Raw genomic sequence first — 15,375 nt, 5'->3', positions numbered from 1 at the left:
GCGGCATATTCGCCGCTTCAGGGGCTTCCGGGAAGGACCCCTGCGGCGTTTCGCCGACCGTCCTGGACCGCCCGGCCCTCCCGCGCCCGGAACGCCCACTCCATCCTGGGCTCCGTCACGAACCGGAAGACCCGGCGCACCGGCGGTGTGCACAGCAGCGTGACCGCCACGGCGGCGACGAGGGTGACCGTCACCGCGCCGAGCGGGCCGTGCATCCAGGCCGGGTCGTACCAGTGGGCGGGCTTGGCGCCCTGGGCGAGGAAGCCGTGCAGCAGATAGCCGTAGAGCGTGCCCGCGCCGAGACCGGTGAACCAGGTGCGGCGGCCCGGGACCCAGGCGAGGAAGCAGGCGACCAGGACCAGCGAGCAGCCGAAGGTGGCGAGGGTCATGACGGGCCCGTACCAGGCGGGCGCGCCCAGCTGCTCGGCGCTCTCCTTGTGGAAGAACCAGCGGTAGCCGAGGAACGGCACCGACCAGTACGCGACGGCGAGGGCTGCCGCGAAGGCGGGCACGGCGCACAGGCGCACGCTCCGGCGGCGCAGCAGGCTGAAGTGTTCCGGGCGCAGACACAGGCCGAGGACGAAGTACGGCAGGAACTGCAGGACGCGCTGCAGATCCAGGTCGCTGCCGATGGACGACGCGAGGCTCGCGAGCATGGCGACGGCGAGCGCGACGGGCAGCGGCCACCGCACCAGCCGCCAGATCGGGGTCGTCAGCCGCCAGATGAACAGGGCCGCCAGGAACCAGGTCAGATACAGCGGGTCCAGCAGGCTGATCTCGCGGTCCGGGGCGTGGTCGCTCCACCTGGTGAACAGCGTGTAGGCGACCTCGAAGACGACATAGGGGACGGCGACGCCGGTGACGAGCCGCCTGATCCGGGCCGGGCTCGCGTCGAAGGTGCGGGAGAAGTAGCCGGAGACGACGATGAACGCCGGCATGTGGAAGGCGTAGACGAACGTGTAGAGCGCGGTGACGGTACGGCTGTCCGGGCGCAACGGCTCCCAGGCGTGGCCGACGGCCACGAGCACGATCGCCAGGTACTTCGCGTTGTCGAAGTAGGCGTCGCGGTGGGCGTCGCGCCGCGCGGCGGGCGGGCCGCTCCGGTCGGCCGCGCCCGGGCGTGGCGGCGGGACCGGTGTCCGGTCCGCGAGCTGCGCGGGCGACGCGTCGACTGTGGTTGCTGTCTCGCGGGAGCCGAACAGACCAGAACACCTCTCATACGAACGTGCGCTCCGGGGAGCGACGGGGCACAGGGGGACGGGGCATGCGGAGGCCTGCTCCGGTCACGCTGCTCTCCGGATTCCCGCGGAGTAAACCCACCCTTCTGTTCGGGTGCCATCGCGGGAAACCGCGCACGTCCGCCGCGCCGCGCCACGAAGATGGTGCCGTCCGTGTTGACCGGGATCTCCAGGGAGCGTGCCAACGTGACGTCGTCGGACCGGGCCTCCGCACGATTCGAGGAACTGCTGGACACCCGCCCGGAGACCCTCCGGGAAGCCGCGCAGGATTTCGGCCACCTCGTGCACTCACCGCCGCTCGGCGTGCTGCGGCCCCGCTCCGCGGCCGAGGTCAGGGACGCGCTGGTGTACGCGGGACCGCGTGGGATCCCGGTGGCGGCGCGGGCCGGCGGCCACTCCCTGTACGGCCAGGGGCAGGCGCGGGGCGGGATCGTCCTCGACCTGGGTGAGCTGAGCGCGGTCGGGCCGGTGGCCGGCGACCGGGTGGAGGTGCGGGCCGGGGCGCTGTGGCGGGACGTGCTCGCGGCGACCCTGCCGTACGGGCTCGCGCCGCCCGTCCTCACCGACTACCTCGGTGCCGGCGTCGGCGGTGTGCTGAGCGTGGGCGGGCTGGGCGGCGCCAGTCACCGGCACGGCCTGGTCGCGGACTCGGTACTGGAACTGGAGGTGGTGACCGGGGCCGGCGAGCACCTGGTCTGCTCGCCGGACCACCATGGCGCCCTCTTCCACACGGTCCTGGCCGGCCTGGGGCAGGTCGCCGTCATCGTCCGGGCCACCCTGCGCCTCACCCCCGCGCCCGCCCTGGTGCGCCGCTACTGCCTGTACTACCCCGACCTCGACGCCTACCTGTCCGACCAGCGCCTGCTGGCGACGGACCGGCGCTTCCGCTACCTCGAAGGCCAGGCCCGCCCCGTCGAGGACACCGCCGACGGCTGGCACTACATGGTCGAGGCCCTGGCCGCCCACCAGGGCCCGACCCCGCCCGACGACGGAAAGCTCCTCGGCGACCTCTCGTTCGGCACGGCCGAGACCGAGGACCTCGACTACGCCGAGTTCGCGAACCGGGTCGCGGCCGACGAGGAGACCCTGCGCGCGAGCGGAGAGTGGCTGCACCCGCATCCCTGGCTGAACCTGCTGCTCCCCGAGGACACCGCGGCGTCCGTCGTGACCGACATCCTCGCCGACCCCGCCTTCGCGGACCTGCGCGAGAACGGCCTGGCTCTGCTCTACCCCCTCCTCACCCGCACCCTGTGGGCCCCGCTGTTCCGGCGCCCGCGCGGCGAGGTCGTCCATCTGCTCGCCCTGCTGCGCACGGCCGCCCCGGGCGAGGCCGACCCGATGGTGGCCGCCAACCGCCGGGCGTACGAGTACGCGCGGGCCAAGGGCGCCGTCGCCTACCCGGCGAACGCGCTGCCGATGTCCCCCGCCGACTGGCGCGAGCACTACGGCAGCCAGTGGGGAACGCTGGCCGAGGCCAAGAGCGTGCACGACCCGCACGGCGTGCTGGGCCGGGGGCACGGCCTGTGGACACCGTCGTAGGGCGGTGGCGCGCGGCACCGTGTTCCGCCGGGGTGTCGATTCCGCCCGGCGCCGTTCGTCGGTGGGGTGTAGGAAGCTCTTGAGGACCGGGAGGAACCATGAAGTACATGCTGCTGGTCTGCGGCGACGACTCCGCCGACGCGTCCGGGATGGCGCCGGTCGAACCCTGGGTGGAGGAGCACGGTGTCCGCCGCGGGGACCGGCTCTACGGGCACCGGCTGCGGCTGCCGGACACGGCCGTCACCGTGCGGGTGCGCGACGGTGAGGTACTGCGGACCGACGGGCCGTTCGCGGAGACGAAGGAGTACGTCGCCGGGTTCGACGTCCTCGACTGCGACAGCCTGGAGGACGCCGTACGGATCGCCGCCCAGCACCCGGTGGCCACCATCGGGGCCATGGAGGTGCGCCCGTTCTGGGACGAGGGGCTCATGGAGGACGCCGAGACGGCCGTCCGCCGTATAGACGCCGAGCTGACCGAGGCCGCCCGGGAGCGGGACGTCGACCGGACGACGGCCTGCTACGCGCCGGACGTGGAGGTCTTCGGGCCCGCCGGCGTCGAGGCGCAGTCGGGGATCGCCGAACTCCGCAAGGCGGTCGAGGCCTGGTTCGCGACGCTGAGCGGACCCGTGCACCGCGAGGTGCTCGAACTGCGTGTGCGCCCCGGGGAGGGCAGCACGTTCAGCCACGCCCTGGTCCGGCTGCGCGGCACCCGGGTGACCGGGGAGCCGCTGGACCGGGTGGTGCGCGTGACCACCGGATACCGGGACACCGGGTTCAGCTGGCTGATCGCCCACGAGCACGTCTCGGTGCCCCAGGAGACGACAATCGGGAAGGAGCGGTCATGAAGTACGTCCTGTTCATCTGCACCCCGGTCGGCGGCGAGGAGCTCAGCCCCGCCGAGATCGCCCAGGACCCGCGCTTCACCTCGTACATCCACGAGGTCCGTACCCGGGACGTCGTCAAGGGCGGCGCCCGGCTGCGGCCCGCCGCCGACGCGACCACCGTGCGCGTCCAGGGCGACGAAGTGCTGCTGAGCGACGGGCCGTTCGCCGAGACCAAGGAGTACGTCGCGGGGCTCGACATCATCGAGGTCGCCGACCTCGACGAGGCCATCGCTCTCGCCTCCCGGCACCCCGCGGCACTCGCCGGCGGCTCGGTGGAGGTGCGGCCGGTCTGGGAGTGAGTGCCGGTGACGACCTTGAACGACGTCGAGAAGGCCGTCGCCGCCGCCTTCCGCGAGGAGTGGGCCCAGGTCGTCGCCACCCTGATCCGGGTGACCGGTGACTGGGACCTCGCCGAGGAGTGCGCGCAGGACGCCTTCGCCCAGGCGCTCGAACGGTGGCGGCGCGACGGAGTGCCGCGCCGCCCCGGCGCCTGGCTGACCACGACCGCCCGCAACCGCGCCCTGGACGTGCTGCGCCGGGAGGCGGTGGGGGCGGCGAAGCTGCGGGAGGCGGCGGTGCAGGCGCGGGACGAGAGGCCGTACGACCCGTACGACCCGGACCACGAGGGCGACGACAGCGGTGTGCGGGACGACCGGCTGCGGCTGGTCTTCACCTGCTGTCACCCGGCGCTGCCGATCGAGGCCCGGGTCGCGCTGACGCTGCGCACCCTCGCCGGGCTGACCACGCCCGAGATCGCCCGCGCGTTCCTCGTCCCCGAGGCGACGATGGCGCAGCGGCTGGTGCGCGCCAAGCGCAAGATCCGCAACGCCGGCATCCCGTACCGGGTGCCGCCCGCGCATCTGCTGCCCGAACGCACCACGGGCGTCCTCGGCGTGCTCTACCTGCTGTTCAACGAGGGGTACGCCGCCACGGCCGGCGCCGACCTGATGCGGACCGGCCTGTGCGCCGAGGCGATCCGGCTGGCCCGCTTGCTGGCCCGGCTGATGCCCGACGAGCCCGAGGTCGTCGGCCTGCTCGCGCTCCTCCTGCTGCACGACGCACGCCGGGACACCCGGGTGGACGCGGCGGGCGACCTGGTGACCCTGGAGGACCAGGACCGTACGGCTTGGGACCGCGCCGAGATCGACGAGGGCGCGGCCCTGCTGGACAGTGCCCTGCGCCGCGGCCACCCGGGCCCGTACCAGATCCAGGCCGCCATCGCGGCCTGCCACACCACCGCGCCGACAGCGGCCGACACCGACTGGGCGGACATCGCGGGCCTCTACGGCGAACTCCAGCGGTACGTCCCCTCGCCCGTGGTCCGCCTGAACCGCGCGGTCGCCGTGGGCATGGCCGAGGGCGGAGAGGCGGGGCTCGCCCTGGTGGCGGAGCTGGAGGCGGAGGACGACCTGACCGGCTACCACCTGCTGCCCGCCACCCGCGCCGACCTGCTGCGCCGGATGGGACGCGACCGGGAGGCGGCCGAGGCGTACGCGCGCGCACTGGAACTGGTGGAGAACGCGGCCGAGCGAAGGTTCCTGGAGAGGCGGCTCGCCGAGTGCCGGTCCGAGTAGGTGGTACAAGGGTTGCCCCCACTCCGAATGCGGCAGCCCACTGGAGTGATCGCGGGGCGGGCCGTGCGGGCCCTGCCTAGCGTGACGGTCCATGGCAACGATTTCCGCGAAGCCCGCCCTGGCGTTATCGGTGGCGGCGATCGTGCTGGCGGCCGCACCGGTGGCCAGCATTCGGTCGTCCCCGCCAGAGCCTGCTCCGCTTCTTCCTTACCGGAGACAAGTCGCAGTATGGCAGCGTTCAGATGTCCTTCCTGTGCGGTGATGTCGCCGCACCCCGCGATCCGCAGACGTACTGGCGTGACGTCCAACGGGCCCGTGCGCAGGACCCGTTGTTCGGGCCGGTGACCAACGGCATCGGGCCGTGCGCCTTCTGGGACCCGCCGCGCGAGCGGCCGACGACGATCCGGGACGACCTGCCGGCCCTGCTCGTCAACGCGACCGGCGACCCGCGCACCGTCCACCAGGGCGCGCAGGCCGTGCACCGGGACCGGCCCAGCTTCCACCTGGTCGTGCCGTGCGCTTATCGTCTGTTGACGGGATCGAAGCGCCGCTCGGCCGCTTCCGGATGCACCGCGCCTTCGCCGCCTGGCTGCGCACCGCGGCCTGCGGAACACCCCTCGCCGTCCTGCTGGACGACCTCCACCGCGCGGACGCCGAGACCCTCGCCCTGGTCGAGGCGGCGGCCGCCGTCACCGGGGCGCCCCTGCTCACCGTCGCCGGTTACCGCCCCGCCGAGGTCGGCGGACACCTCCTGAAGACCCTGGCCCAACTCGCCCCGGCCGCCCCGCACCGGATCGCGCTCGGCGGCCTGCCCCCGCACGACACCGCCACCCTGGTCGCGGCCGTCTGCGGGACGCCCGTGGATCCCGCGACCGTGACGGCACTGGCCGAGCGCACCGGAGGCAACCCGTTCTACGTCCTGGAGAGCGCCCGTCTCCTCGCCGACGAGGGCGCGCTGGTCGCGGTCTCCGAGGTCCCCCAGGGGGTGCGCGACGTGCTGCGGCGGCGCCTCGCCCTGCTGCCCGCCGCCGCACGGTCCGCCGTCCAGCTCACCGCCGTGCTGGGCCTGGAGGCCGAGGTCTCCCTCCTCGTCGACGCCGCGGAGACGGACGAGGAGCAGGTGCTGGAGGGACTCGACGCCGCACTCGCCGCCGACCTGCTCGCCGAACCCGGGCCCGGCCGCGTCCGGTTCGTGCACGCCCTGGTCCGCGACACCGTCTACGCCGACCTGTCCGGTGTCCGGCGCTCCCGGCTGCACGCCCGGGTCGCCCGCCTGCTTCGCCGGCACCGCCCCGGCGAACTCGCCGCCCTGGCCCACCACTTCGCCCTCTCCGGGAACGCCGCCGACGCCCCGCTCGCCGTCGACTACGCGCTGCGCGCCGCCGAGGCGGCCGAACGGCGGTACGCCCACGACGTCGCCGTCACCCTCCTCCAGCAGACGATCGACACGCACACGGCGACCATGGGCGCAGCCGCCCGACCGGACCGGCTGATCGAGCTGTTGGTACGGCTGCTGGGCGCGCAGGTGCGCACCGGTGCCACGGACGCGGCCCGGCGTACCCGGCAGCGGGCGGTCGAACTCGCCGAACAGGCGGACCGCGGCGACCTGGTCGCGGCCGTCTACGGGGCGTGGACCGAGCCCGCGCCCTGGCGCAGCCGGCTCGAAGGGCCGTACGACCGGCCCACGCTGGACCGCCTCGAACGGCTCACGTCCGATCCCGGGTTGGACGGCCCGACCCGAGCGCGTGTCCTGCAGGTCCTCGTCGACGCGGTCGCCGCCGAGGACGCGCCCCGGGCGCTGGAGGCGGCCGACGCCCAGCTCGCGCTGGCGCGGACGGACAGCGAACCCCGGCTGATGGCGGCCGCGTTGATGACGTCGGCGCGGCTGCTGCCGCACGAGACCCGGGCGGCCGCGCGAGCGCCGCTCACCGCCGAGTTGCGCGAACTCGCCCACGCCCACGACCTGCCCGCCTACCGCTGGGTCTGCGAGCACCTCGACGCGATGACCGCCGCCGCCCGCAACGACCCCGCCGCCGTGCACCGGCACACCGCGCAGGGCCTGGTCCTCGCGCGCCGCTACCGCCTGGTGTGGGCGCAGGGGCTCAGCGCCGCGACGTCCGCGATGCTGGCCGTGGTGACCGGACGTTTCGAGGTGGCGGAGGCCGGTTACGCCGAGGCCGACACCCTGCTCCAGCGGGTCGGCGCCCACCACGCGACCGGGCTGCGCACGCTCGGGCTCATCAGCATGCGGCTCGCCCAGGACCGCGCGGCCGAGATCGAGCCGATGGTCCACGCCGTGTACGAGTCGGCGGGCGGCCCGGTGGCGGTGGCCCAGGCCCTCGTCCTGGCCCGCCTCGGCAGACTCGACGAGGCCCTGGCGGTACCCGTCTCGCCGGAACCGCTCCGGGACCATCTCTACGGCCTCGAACTCGACTTCCGCGCCCAGCTGGCCGTCCTCCACCGGGATCACGAGGCCGCGGTCGCCCTCGTCCGGCACCTGCTGCCACTGCAGGACCAGCTGGCCGGCGCGGCGGGCGCGGCCTATGCGAGCCGCCCCCTCGCACACGCCCTGGCCGACCTGCACCGGCTCCTGGGCGAGGACCGGGAGGCGGCCGAGGGCTACGCCCTGGCCGAACGCACCGCGCACGCCTGGGGTTCGCCCCACCTCGCCACGAACGCCCGCCGGGCCGCGGCCGACCTGTCGAACACCCAAGCCCGCAAACGCACCTTCGCAACCTGACCGGACGGACACGGGCCCCGCCCCGGCGACGCGCGGCCCCGAACCCGCGGAGGCCGGAGAGACGCCCGGCGAATCCCCGGGCCCAACCCGGCGGGCGCACGGACTCGACCTGCCGGACGCCGAACGAGACGGCCCGGCGGATACGCGCAGCCGCCCTGGCGGACGCGCGGACCCAACCCGGCGGACGCCAGAGAAGACACCCCGGCGGATACGTGAGCCCGACCTGGTGGAGGCGCGGACCCGACCCGGCGAAGGCCGGAGAGACACCGGGCGAATCCCCGGGCCCAACCCGGCGGGCGCACGGAGGACCCGACCCGGCGAAGGCCGGAGAGACACCGGGCGAATCCCCGGGCCCAACCCGGCGGGCGCACGGACCCGACCCGGCGGACGCCGAACGAGACGGCCCGGCGGATACGTGAGCCCGACCTGGCGGACGCGCGGACCCAACCCGGCGGACGCCAGAGAGACGCCCGGCGGATCCCCGGGCCCAACCCGGCGGGCGCACGGACCCGACCCGGCGCATGCCGAACGAGACGGCCCGGCGGATACGCAGAGCCGCCCCGGCGGATGCACGGACCCAACCCGGCGGACGCCGGACGTGGTGGTCCGGCCGAGCCGCGGCGAGTGCGTCGCGCCCGGTCGTGTGGCCGGGCGGGACGCGGGGGGGGGTCAGGCGCCGAGGGCGGTGTCGACCACTGCCTTGGCCTCCTGCTGGACCCGGGCCAGGTGGTCGGGGCCCTGGAAGGACTCGGCGTAGATCTTGTACACGTCCTCCGTGCCGGACGGGCGGGCCGCGAACCAGGCGTTCTCCGTCGTCACCTTGATGCCGCCGATCGCCGCGCCGTTGCCCGGCGCCTCCGTGAGGACGGCGGTGACCGGCTCGCCCGCCAGGGTCTCGGCGGTGACCTGGGCCGGGGAGAGCTTGGCGAGGAGGGCCTTCTCCTCGCGGGTCGCCGGGGCGTCGATACGGGCGTAGGCCGGTGCGCCGAAGCGGGCGGTCAGGTCGGCGTAGTGCTCGGACGGGGTCTTGTCCGTCACGGCCGTGATCTCGGAGGCGAGCAGGGCGAGGAGGATGCCGTCCTTGTCGGTCGTCCAGACGGAACCGTCCCGGCGCAGGAAGGACGCGCCGGCCGACTCCTCGCCGCCGAACCCGATGGCACCGCTGACCAGTCCGTCCACGAACCACTTGAACCCGACCGGCACCTCGACGAGTTGGCGGCCGAGGTCGGCGGCGACCCGGTCGATCATCGAGGAGGAGACGAGGGTCTTGCCGATGCCGGCACTCGCCGCCCACTGCTCGCGGTGGCGGTAGAGGTAGGAGATGGCGACGGCGAGGTAGTGGTTGGGGTTCATCAGGCCGGCGTCGCGGGTGACGATGCCGTGCCGGTCGGCGTCGGCGTCGTTGCCGGTGGCGACCCGGAACTCGTCCCGCTTCTCGATCAGCGAGGCCATCGCGTACGGCGAGGAGCAGTCCATGCGGATCTTGCCGTCCCAGTCCAGCGTCATGAACCGCCAAGTGGGGTCGGTGTAGGGGTTCACTACGGTGAGGTCGAGCCCATGGCGTTCGGCGATGCGGCCCCAGTACGCGACGGAGGCCCCGCCGAGCGGGTCGGCGCCGATGCGCAGCCCGGACGCGCGGATCGCGTCGAGGTCGAGGACGCTGGGCAGGTCGTCGACGTAGACGCCCATGAAGTCGTACCGGCCGGTGGTGGGCGCGGCCAGCGCACGCTCGTACGGGATGCGCTGTACGTCCTTCAGCCCGCCCGCGATGATCTGGTTGGCGCGGTCCTGGATCCAGGAGGTGGCGTCGGAGGCGGCGGGGCCGCCGCTGGGCGGGTTGTACTTGAAGCCGCCGTCGGCGGGCGGGTTGTGCGAGGGCGTGACGACGACGCCGTCCGCGAGGCCGGTCGTACGGCCGCGGTTGTGGGTGAGGATGGCGTGCGAGACGGCGGGGGTGGGGGTGTAGCCGTCGGCGCTGTCGACGAGGACGGTCACGCCGTTGGCGGCGAAGACCTCCAGCGCCGTGACCTTGGCGGGCTCGGACAGGGCGTGGGTGTCGGCGCCCAGGAAGAGGGGGCCGTCGGTACCCTGGCCGCTCCGGTACTCGCAGATGGCCTGGCTGGTGGCTGCGATGTGGTCCTCGTTGAACGCGGTCGTCAGCGACGATCCGCGGTGTCCCGAGGTGCCGAACGCGACCCGCTGGTTCGGGTCGGCCGGGTCGGGGTGCAGCGCGTAGTAGGCCGTGACCAGCCGGGCCACGTCGACGAGGTCCTCCGGAGCCGCCGGCCGGCCCGCTCGCTCATGCGGCATGAGTCCACTTCCTCCGCAGTCGTTGATCGATCACTCGACGCCCATCTTTCCTTGCCTGCGCCACCGGACGCGAGTGCGGCACCGGCCGCACGCCGAAGACACGGCGGGTTCACGGCTGGTTCACAGCGGGCCGCCGAGGATACGCGGAGCACGCGGCGCGCGGTGGACGGTCGTGCGAACCGCTCACGAACGGGTGCCGCGGACGTTCCGGAAGGCCGCCGACGGGACATACTGAACATCAGTCAACTCCCGCGCCCCCGGGCCCTCACGAGAGGACGCACCGTGGAGAACTCCCTCGCGCCCGCCGCCCAGGACCGCTACGACACCTACCTGGACCATGTGAGGCACTGCCCCGACTGCCGTCCCGTGCGCTGCCGGACGGGCCAGGCCCTGGTGCGGGCCTACCTCGCGACCACCCGGCCGGAGGCGGACGCCCCCGAGCGCTGACCGTGCGGGCGCACGCGAGAAGGCCCCCGGACGGTTCCGAAGGGCCCTCGCGTGTCGTTCAGTGTGCCGCGGACACCGTCCGCGCGGCGGCCGGAGCCTTCGCCGGCCTCGGGTGGAGCACGCGCTCGGCCAACTCGCCGAAGAGCAGCCCGAATCCGCCCCAGAGCGTCAGCTGGATGGCCAGTGCCGAGAGCCGGAACCGCCACAGCAGGGTGGCCGGGAAGTCCTTCGGCACCTCGTTGACGGCGGGCAGGAACTGGTACGCCAGCCCGATCACGACGGCGAACGCGACCACCGCGAGCACGGTCGCCCACCAGGTGCCCAGTCTCGGCCGGAGCCGCTTGCCGAGGATGGTCGCGGCCACCGCCAGCAGCACGCTGAGCAGCATCATCAGGAAGTACAGGGTGGTGCGCTTGCCGATGGTGTCCGGGTCGCCCACCGACGGCGGGTTGGCCGGGTACTTGAGGAACGGCACCACGTACACGGCGAGCAGCGCGCAGCCCGACAGCAGCAGCGCCGTCGCCCGCGGCGAGAAGCGCCCGACACGGCCGAGGGCGAAGCTGAAGGCGAGGGCGGCGATACCGCCGAAGGCGACCCCGTAGACCAGCACGCCGGTGGCCAGGCCCGCGGTGGACTGCAGGGAGCGGGAGACGACCGCCATCTCGTGCTCGTGCGAGTGGGCGTCCTCGAAACTGATCGCCTTGTCGACGTTCGGTTCACCGAGCAGGTAGGCGACGATCAGGGCGAGCGCGCCGGCGGCCAGGCCGGCGAGCATGCCCCGTACCAGGAGGTTCCGTACCGTTGCGGAGTTCATGAGGTGTTCGGCGTCCCTCGCGTCAGTGGCAGGGGAAGCCGAGCAGGTGGCGGGCGTCGTGCACCCATTCGTGGACGTCCGTGCCGTTGAACACGGAGGTGGCGCCCTGCTCGGCGCCGACGAAGTAGAGCAGGACGAGCATCAGGATGCCGAAGAAGACCGCCCAGGGAGCTATCGCGGACAGCGGCAGCTTGGCGGGAACGGCGGGGGTGTTGGCTGTCGGCGGAGCGACGGTCTGCGCCATGGCAGGACCTCCTCTGGGAGTTCGCGTCCCATCTCGGTGGTGCACATGACGACGGCCACGGGTCTGACTCACAAGCGCCCGGGGGCTCTTGCATACAGTGGCGCGACCGTTCCGGATTCCCACCGGCTTCCGTCTCGCCGTCGTCGATATCGGACAGACCGTACCGCGTGTCAGGGGCACGGCCAAGACCGCGTCACCGGGCGTGATCTTCATCTCCTGCCTGCTGGGCGGTCGACGGCCCGCCTCATCCGGGCGGGGCGAGACCCAGTTCGCGCTCGCCGAGCGGGGCGAAGAAGCGGTCGACATCGGCGTCGGTGACCTCGGCGAGGGTGGCCGGGGACCAGCGCGGGTCGCGGTCCTTGTCGACGACCTGGGCGCGGATGCCCTCCACCAGGTCAGGGGTGGCGAGGGTCGCGCAGGAGACGCGGTACTCCTGGTCCAGGACCCGCTCCAGCGAACCGAGTCGCCGGGCGCGGCGCAGTGCCTCCAGGGTGACCTTGAGGGAGGTCGGTGACCTGGTGAGGAGGGTCTCCGCCGCCTGCTTCGCGGCCGGGTCGCCGTGCGCCGACAGCCGCCGGACGATCTCCTCGACCGTGTCGGCCGGGTAGCAGGCGTCGATCCACGCCCGGTGGCCGGCCAGCTCCCCGTCGGGCGCCGACCGCGCATGGCGCGCGAGCGCTTCCGGTACGGGCAGTTCGGCGAGGTCGTCGAGGAACGCCGGGATCGAGGCGGACGGCATGAAGTGGTCGGCGAGTCCGCACAGCAGCGCGTCGGCGGCGCCGATCCCCGCGCCGGTCAGGGCGAGATGGGTGCCCAGTTCGCCGGGGGCCAGGGCGAGCAGACGGGTGCCGCCGACGTCGGGGACGAAGCCGATGCCCGTCTCCGGCATGGCGATCCGTGACCGCTCGGTGGTGATGCGGACGCTGCCGTGCGCGGAGACGCCGACACCGCCGCCCATCACGATGCCGTCCATGATCGCGACGTACGGCTTGGGGTAGCGGGCGATCCTGGCGTTGAGGTGGTACTCGTCGTACCAGAAGGCGGCCGAGGCGGTGCCGTCCCCGTCGCGGGCGTCGTCGTGGACGGCGCGGATGTCGCCGCCCGCGCACAGGCCGCGCTCCCCCGCACCGGTGATGACCACGGTCTCGACGGCCGGATCGTGCTCCCAGGCCGTCAGGGCGTCGGCGATGCACAGCACCATCGCGTGCGAGAGCGCGTTGATGGCCTTCGGCCGGTTGAGGGTGAGGTGTGCGGCCCGGCCGGTCGTGTGCAGCAGGACGTCGCTCATCGGGACGCCTCCGTCAGGTCGCGGGCCACGGTGACACGCATGATCTCGTCGGTTCCTTCCAGGGTCTGATGGGCACATCGGTCACGGACGATCTTCTCGCGGCCGGTCCGCCCGCAGCGCGACGGCCCGCCGGAGGGCGTCCCGGCGGGCCGCCGTCTGATCCCCCGCCTCAGGCCTCCAGTCCGCCGCGCTTCATCAACTGCGCGGCGATCACGTTGCGTTGGATTTCGTTCGTGCCCTCGCCGACGATCATCAGCGGGGCGTCGCGGAAGTAGCGCTCCACGTCGAACTCGGTGGAGTAGCCGTAACCGCCGTGGATGCGGACGGCGTTGAGCGCGATCTGCATGGCGGTCTCGGAGGCGAAGAGCTTGGCCATGCCGGCCTCCATGTCCACCCGGCGCCCCGCGTCGGCCTCGCGGGCGGCGTGGAGGGTGAGCTGGCGGGCGGCGGTGAGCGAAGTCGCCATGTCGGCGAGGTAGTTGCCGATGGACTGGTGCTGCCAGATGGGCTTGCCGAACGACTCACGCTGCTGCGCGTAGGCGAGGGAGTCCTCCAGGGCGGCGCGGCCGACGCCGAGGGCGCGGGCGGCGACCTGGAGTCGGCCGGTCTCCAGGCCCTTCATCATCTGTGCGAAGCCCTTGCCCTCGGCACCGCCGAGGACGGCGTCGGCGGGCGCCCGGTAGTCCTCGAAGACCAGCTCGCAGCTCTCCACGCCCTTGTAGCCCAGCTTGGGCAGGTCGCGGGAGACGGTCAGGCCCGGCCCGTGCTCGACGAGGAGGACGGAGATGCCCCGGTGCGCGGGGTCGGCGTCGGGATCCGTCTTGCACAGCAGGGCGATCAGGCCCGATCGCCTGGAGTTCGTGATCCAGGTCTTCGTACCGTTCACCGCGTAGCCGTCGGCGACCGGGCGGGCGATGGTGCGCAGGGCCTGGAGGTCCGAGCCGCCGCCCGGTTCGGTGAGGGCCATGGTCGCCCGGATCGCTCCGGTCGCCATCCTCGGCAGGTAGCGCCGCTTCTGCTCCTGCGTACCGAAGTGCAGCAGCAGTTTGGCCACGACCGTGTGGCCGCCCATCGCACCGGCCAGGCTCATCCAGCCGCGCGCGAGTTCCTCGGTGACCAGGACGTAGCAGGGCGTGGAGACGGGGGTGCCGCCGTACTCCTCGGGGATCGCGAGGCCGAAGATGCCGAGCCGTTTCATCCGCTCGATCAGGTCCTCGGGGTAGGTGTCGGCGTGCTCCAGCTCCCGGACCACCGGTCTGACGGCCTTGTCGACGAAGTCACGCACCGTGCGCACCACGAACTGCTCGTCCTCGGACAGGATGTCGAGAGTGCTCATGGTGTCATGGTCCCAGTGGTGATCCACGGACTCGACCTCCCCGTAAGGACGGAGCCCATGCCCGCCTCGCTCGCCTCCCACGTGGAGTCATGGCATCCCGGACCGGTGACGGACGAGGACGCGTTGCCGCCCGGTCCGGCGGCGGCCCTCTCCGCGGTACTGGATCTCCCCGGGCCCGCCGCCGCGTCCGGCGACCGGCTGCCCCCGCTGTGGCAGTGGCTGTACTTCCTGGACTGGGCACCCCGGCGGGCCCTCGGCCCGGACGGCCACCTCCGGGACGCCCGCTTCCTCCCGCCCGTCCCCGAACGCCGTCGCATGTTCGCCGGCGGCCGCTGCGAGGTCGTCGCGCCCCTGCGCCTGGGCGAACCGGCGGAGCGGGTCAGCAGTCTGGCCGCCGTCACCCCCAAGCGGGGCCGCAGCGGCGAGTTGCTGTTCGTCACCGAACGCCAGGAGTTCCGGCAGCACGGCAGCGTCTGCCTGGTCGAGGAGCAGGACATCGTCTACCGGTCGGGCGAGGGGTCCGCCCCGCACTGGCCGGCCACGCTCGACCGCTCCGCCGTACCGCGGTCGGAGGAGCCCTGGCAGCTGCGTCTGCGGCCGGACGAGACGCTGCTGTTCCGGTTCAGCGCACTCACCGCCAACGCCCACCGCATCCACTACGACACCCCGTACTGCCGTGACGTGGAGGGGTACCCCGGTCTCGTCACGCACGGCCCGCTGCTGGCGCTGCTCATGCTCGATCTGGCCCGCCGCAACGCCCCCGAGCGCCCCGTGCGCTCGCTCTCCTACCGCCTGCACAGTCCGGCGTTCGCGGGCGAACACCTCCTGGCCGCCGGCACACCCGCCGACGACCGGGCCCGGCTCCACATCGCCTCACACCGCGAACCCCGGCACGCCACGGCCGAGGTGACCTTCGCCTGAGTGGCGCGCCTGGCGGGGTACCGGGCCGAAGGGGCCGGCG

At 73.4% G+C, this 15,375-nt stretch carries 13 protein-coding genes, 1 pseudogene and 1 riboswitch; of the genes and pseudogenes, 8 read left to right on the top strand and 6 right to left on the bottom strand.

The genetic code is table 11. The features are described 5' to 3' along the window. Positions 1-17 precede the first annotated feature (17 nt). Positions 18-1,202 (bottom strand): acyltransferase family protein, encoded by a 1,185-nt coding sequence (locus tag AB0D85_RS16010; RefSeq protein WP_362320360.1) that lies wholly within the window; start codon positions 1,200-1,202, stop codon positions 18-20. A gap of 222 nt (positions 1,203-1,424) precedes the next feature. On the opposite strand from AB0D85_RS16010, the gene AB0D85_RS16005 reads away from it, so the two are divergent. The 6 genes and pseudogenes from AB0D85_RS16005 to AB0D85_RS15980 all read left to right on the top strand — a co-directional run bounded on the left by AB0D85_RS16005 (position 1,425) and on the right by AB0D85_RS15980 (position 7,975). Continuing rightward, positions 1,425-2,777: an FAD-binding protein gene (locus tag AB0D85_RS16005; protein WP_362319700.1), complete on the top strand. Its 1,353-nt coding sequence runs from the start codon at positions 1,425-1,427 to the stop codon at positions 2,775-2,777. Between the two features lie 98 nt (positions 2,778-2,875). Then, on the top strand, positions 2,876-3,622 hold the full coding sequence (locus AB0D85_RS16000; RefSeq protein ID WP_362319697.1) for a nuclear transport factor 2 family protein: 747 nt from the start codon (positions 2,876-2,878) through the stop codon (positions 3,620-3,622). Further along, positions 3,619-3,960 carry a YciI family protein gene (locus tag AB0D85_RS15995; protein ID WP_362319694.1) on the top strand — a complete coding sequence of 114 codons (342 nt, stop codon included), beginning with the start codon at positions 3,619-3,621 and terminating at the stop codon, positions 3,958-3,960. Before AB0D85_RS16000 ends, AB0D85_RS15995 begins: the two co-directional genes overlap by 4 nt. 6 nt (positions 3,961-3,966) lie before the next feature. Next, positions 3,967-5,235, top strand: coding sequence for an RNA polymerase sigma factor (locus AB0D85_RS15990; RefSeq protein ID WP_362319691.1), 1,269 nt, complete (start codon positions 3,967-3,969; stop codon positions 5,233-5,235). A gap of 194 nt (positions 5,236-5,429) precedes the next feature. Next, positions 5,430-5,720: pseudogene (locus AB0D85_RS15985) on the top strand (alpha/beta hydrolase); the annotation flags it as partial. 29 nt (positions 5,721-5,749) lie between these two features. Beyond that, positions 5,750-7,975, top strand: a complete 2,226-nt coding sequence (locus AB0D85_RS15980) for a hypothetical protein (protein WP_362319688.1) — start codon at positions 5,750-5,752, stop codon at positions 7,973-7,975. 669 nt (positions 7,976-8,644) lie between these two features. On the opposite strand, the gene pgm is transcribed toward AB0D85_RS15980, so the two are convergent. Then, positions 8,645-10,285 (bottom strand): phosphoglucomutase (alpha-D-glucose-1,6-bisphosphate-dependent), encoded by a 1,641-nt coding sequence (gene pgm / locus AB0D85_RS15975; RefSeq protein WP_362319685.1) that lies wholly within the window; start codon positions 10,283-10,285, stop codon positions 8,645-8,647. Positions 10,286-10,567: 282 nt separating this feature from the next. On the opposite strand from pgm, the gene AB0D85_RS15970 reads away from it, so the two are divergent. Further along, positions 10,568-10,732 carry a hypothetical protein gene (locus AB0D85_RS15970; protein ID WP_362319682.1) on the top strand — a complete coding sequence of 55 codons (165 nt, stop codon included), beginning with the start codon at positions 10,568-10,570 and terminating at the stop codon, positions 10,730-10,732. A gap of 58 nt (positions 10,733-10,790) precedes the next feature. Here the strand turns inward: AB0D85_RS15970 and AB0D85_RS15965 are convergent, their stop codons facing one another. From AB0D85_RS15965 to AB0D85_RS15950, 4 genes are all read right to left on the bottom strand, one after another. Continuing rightward, positions 10,791-11,546, bottom strand: a complete 756-nt coding sequence (locus AB0D85_RS15965; RefSeq protein ID WP_362319679.1) for a CbtA family protein — start codon at positions 11,544-11,546, stop codon at positions 10,791-10,793. Positions 11,547-11,568: 22 nt separating this feature from the next. Continuing rightward, a complete protein-coding gene (locus tag AB0D85_RS15960) occupies positions 11,569-11,790 on the bottom strand; it encodes a CbtB-domain containing protein (RefSeq protein WP_123979506.1) in 222 nt (73 codons plus the stop codon). Between the two features lie 36 nt (positions 11,791-11,826). After that, positions 11,827-11,967: riboswitch (cobalamin riboswitch) on the bottom strand. 67 nt (positions 11,968-12,034) lie between these two features. Next, on the bottom strand, positions 12,035-13,078 hold the full coding sequence (locus AB0D85_RS15955; protein WP_362319674.1) for an enoyl-CoA hydratase/isomerase family protein: 1,044 nt from the start codon (positions 13,076-13,078) through the stop codon (positions 12,035-12,037). Between the two features lie 169 nt (positions 13,079-13,247). Next, positions 13,248-14,414, bottom strand: a complete 1,167-nt coding sequence (locus tag AB0D85_RS15950; protein WP_362319671.1) for an acyl-CoA dehydrogenase family protein — start codon at positions 14,412-14,414, stop codon at positions 13,248-13,250. Between the two features lie 57 nt (positions 14,415-14,471). On the opposite strand from AB0D85_RS15950, the gene AB0D85_RS15945 reads away from it, so the two are divergent. Further along, the gene (locus AB0D85_RS15945; protein ID WP_362319668.1) at positions 14,472-15,335 is read left to right on the top strand and encodes a hypothetical protein; all 864 of its coding nucleotides are present in this window, start codon (positions 14,472-14,474) and stop codon (positions 15,333-15,335) included. Positions 15,336-15,375 lie beyond the last annotated feature (40 nt).

Source organism: Streptomyces sp. NPDC048277 (genome assembly GCF_040652235.1).
Lineage (GTDB): Bacteria > Actinomycetota > Actinomycetes > Streptomycetales > Streptomycetaceae > Streptomyces.
The sequence above is the reverse complement of the archived record's forward strand: the minus strand, read 5'-3'. Positions and strand labels throughout refer to the sequence as shown.